We start from the raw sequence: 1,632 nt of genomic DNA, 5'->3' as shown, positions 1-1,632 counted from the left end.
GATGTTCCGGCAGTGTCCTACTCTCCCACACCCTGTCGAGTGCAGTACCATCGGCGCAGGTGGCCTTAGCTTCCGGGTTCGGAATGGGACCGGGCGTTTCCCCACCGCTATAACTACCGTAACTCTATGAAACTAGACAGCGCGACATCTCCCCAACACGAACCCCTCCGAAAAGAGACCCCTGTTGGATCATGTCTGCTGCAGTGTCTGTTGTTTCAGAAACCGCACAGTGGACGCGTAACACCTTCGTAGTAAGCCCTCGGCCTATTAGTACCAGTCACCTACACCAATTACTCGGCTTCCAGTTCTGGCCTATCAACCCCATGGTCTGTAGGGGGCCTTAACCCATCAAGTGGGAGAGAAACCTCATCTTGGAACAGGCTTCCCGCTTAGATGCTTTCAGCGGTTATCCCTTCCGAACGTAGCCAACCAGCAGTGCTCCTGGCGGAACAACTGGCACACCAGAGGTTCGTCCGTCCCGGTCCTCTCGTACTAGGGACAGCCTTCCTCAAGTTTCTTACGCGCGCGGCGGATAGAGACCGAACTGTCTCACGACGTTCTAAACCCAGCTCGCGTGCCGCTTTAATGGGCGAACAGCCCAACCCTTGGGACCTACTCCAGCCCCAGGATGCGACGAGCCGACATCGAGGTGCCAAACCATCCCGTCGATATGGACTCTTGGGGAAGATCAGCCTGTTATCCCCGGGGTACCTTTTATCCGTTGAGCGACACCGCTTCCACTTGCCGGTGCCGGATCACTAGTCCCGACTTTCGTCCCTGCTCGACCTGTCAGTCTCACAGTCAAGCTCCCTTGTGCACTTGCACTCAACACCTGATTGCCAACCAGGCTGAGGGAACCTTTGGGCGCCTCCGTTACATTTTGGGAGGCAACCGCCCCAGTTAAACTACCCACCAGGCACTGTCCCTGAACCAGATCATGGTCCGAGGTTAGAAGTCCAATACGATCAGAGTGGTATTTCAACGACGACTCCCACAACACTAGCGTGTCGCTTTCACAGTCTCCCACCTATCCTACACAAACCGTACCGAACACCAATACCAAGCTATAGTGAAGGTCCCGGGGTCTTTTCGTCCTGCCGCGCGTAACGAGCATCTTTACTCGTAATGCAATTTCGCCGAGTCTGTGGTTGAGACAGCAGAGAAGTCGTTACGCCATTCGTGCAGGTCGGAACTTACCCGACAAGGAATTTCGCTACCTTAGGATGGTTATAGTTACCACCGCCGTTTACCGGGGCTTAAATTCTCAGCTTCGCCCATGACAGGCTAACCGGTCCTCTTAACCTTCCGGCACCGGGCAGGCGTCAGTCCGTATACATCGTCTTACGACTTCGCACGGACCTGTGTTTTTAGTAAACAGTCGCTTCTCTCTGGTCTCTGCGACCCCACCCAGCTCCCGGAGTAAATCCGTTCACCAGATGTGGTCCCCCTTCTCCCGAAGTTACGGGGGCATTTTGCCGAGTTCCTTAACCACAGTTCTCTCGATCGCCTTAGTATTCTCTACCTGACCACCTGTGTCGGTTTGGGGTACGGGCCGTGTACCAGCTCGCTAGAGGCTTTTCTCGGCAGCATAGGATCACTGAATTCCCCTCAACGGGTACGCATCACGTCTCA

The 1,632-nt window shown here is 55.0% G+C and carries 2 rRNA genes; both read right to left on the bottom strand.

Annotated features, from left to right (window positions below):
• Nucleotides 1-4: 4 nt before the first annotated feature.
• A 5S ribosomal RNA gene (gene rrf, locus ACFWPX_RS36900) occupies nucleotides 5-121 on the bottom strand.
• Between the two features lie 126 nt (nucleotides 122-247).
• Nucleotides 248-1,632 (bottom strand): 23S ribosomal RNA (locus ACFWPX_RS36895); the annotation flags it as partial.

This window comes from Nocardia sp. NPDC058518, assembly GCF_042719655.1.
In the GTDB taxonomy this organism is placed as follows: domain Bacteria; phylum Actinomycetota; class Actinomycetes; order Mycobacteriales; family Mycobacteriaceae; genus Nocardia.
Note: the sequence above shows the minus strand (reverse complement) of the source record. Positions and strands in the feature narration are given on the sequence as shown.